The organism is Kitasatospora sp. NPDC022856, from assembly GCF_055561235.1.
This window is the reverse complement of the sequence record NZ_JBVHHE010000125.1, coordinates 1-1,829: the sequence shown is the minus strand read 5'-3', so window position 1 is coordinate 1,829 and position 1,829 is coordinate 1. Positions and strand designations below refer to the sequence as shown.

The 1,829-nt window shown below is 68.6% G+C and carries 1 protein-coding gene; it reads left to right on the top strand.

Annotated features, from left to right (window positions below):
- Window positions 1–93: 93 nt before the first annotated feature.
- Window positions 94–1,371, top strand: coding sequence for a hypothetical protein (locus ACZ34W_RS38610; protein WP_465611169.1), 1,278 nt, complete (start codon window positions 94–96; stop codon window positions 1,369–1,371).
- The last annotated feature ends 458 nt before the right edge of the window (window positions 1,372–1,829 follow it).

Below are 1,829 nucleotides of genomic sequence, written 5' to 3'. Positions count from 1 at the left end.
CGCCACGCAGTTGCTCAATCTCCCCCAAGTCCACGCCCGCCAGGATGCCCGATGCACAGATCAGGATCAAGCCAAGTTAACGAAGTACTACTAGTGATCCATCTGCACGGCGACTACCTCGCCCCGGCGACCATGCTCAACACCTCCGACGAGCTCAAGTCCTACGCCCCCGAGACCGACACCATCCTCGACCAGGTCATCGACGAGTACGGCCTGGTCATCGCAGGCTGGTCCGCGACCTGGGACCCGGCCCTCCGCGAGGCACTGGCCCGCTGCCCCGGCCGCCGCTTCGCCACCTACTGGATCGACATCAAGCCCCTCGGCCCCGATGCAACCACCACCGCCACCCAGCGCAGCGCCACCGTTGTCCAGGGCTCCGCCGACGACTTCCTCGGCCGGACCGCCGACGCCGTCGCGGCCATCGCCGAAACCGGCCGCAAGCACCCGGTCAACACCGCCATCGCCGTCGCCACCGCCAAACGCGAGCTTGCCGGCGACCGCCCCGCCATCGGCCTGCACGACATGCTGCGCCGGGAAGCCGGCGCTGTCGCCGTTCTGCCGGCCCGCGCCGAAGGCCCCTGGCAGCCCGCCGATCCCAGGCAGGAACTCCAGCGCCGGCTGGCAGGTATCGAGGCCGGCTCGGAGACACTCCTCGCCCTGGTCGCCACCGCCGCCTACTGGGGAACCGAGAGCACCGACCGCTGGTGGATGCCGGAGATCGAGCGCCTCACCGAACCCGTCGGCCGTGACGGCTTCACCAGCCTGCTCAACCTGACGAGCGCCCCGGCGCTCATGATGCTCTACGCCGCCGGCGTCGCCGCGGTCGCCGCGGAGCGGTGGCAACTGGCCGGCCGCCTGCTGGGAGAACTACAGGCACAACACGAACGTGCCGGGACGGTCGCGGCAGGTGTGCTCAGCCCTGACACCGTCCTTGGTGTTGCCCGGGCTTCGAAGCGCCTCCACGACTATCTGGAACCGCTGTTCGTGCAGCACCTGGCGTTGGGCCCCGGCGTCTACCGCGACGCCTGGGAACGCTTCGAGTACCTCCGCTTGCTCGCCCAGGCCCGGCACACACTCCCGTGGGGCATCGGATCCGACGTCCCCTACATCCGAGCCGTCGGATACCGGGAGGAGTGCCGACCCGCCCCCTCTGACTGGCTGGCCCAGGCCGTTGAGCGACGCAGCACGGCCGTCGACGCGTTCATGGGGACCGGCTTCTTCGACGGTGACGCCGCCATGCTGAACGAAGCCCGACAGTCCTACGACTCCATCTTCCAGCAGTGGACCGACGGCCTCAGGCGGAAGGCCATGATGAGCAACGACCCGGCCTACTCCAGTACAGCTCCCTGGTACCCCGAGGCACTCCAGTAGAAAGGGGGTGCCCCCATCTGGAAGACCGTCGCCAACGGTGTCGGCCTTCCAAGTCTCCCAGTCAGGTGCGCAGCTTCGCGGCCGGATTGTTCGGAAGCTGTGAGGTCTCCCCACCCGAAGCCGCGGAACCCCACCCCACCAAGGCACCTCGCACGGTAGAAGCCCGGAAGGCCGCCACCCGCAGGTGACGGCCTTCCAATGCTTTCTCAGGGCCCCGATAGCCTACAGCTGGGCAAACTTCACCACCCCCGGCGCCCCGCCCCCGGTCCTGGGCGAGAAGCCACCGGCCATGGAGATTCCGACCTTGACGCGGGACGGCCCGCTACGCCCACTCCACGCCGTGCTCGGCGAGCTGTGCGAGCAGTGATGAGGCTGGTCGATTTTGGCCAACGCTGCTGTTCACCTCACTTCGTCCGGCTTTGAACGGAGTGGGGAGTCTGGGGAGCGACGAGCGCCCG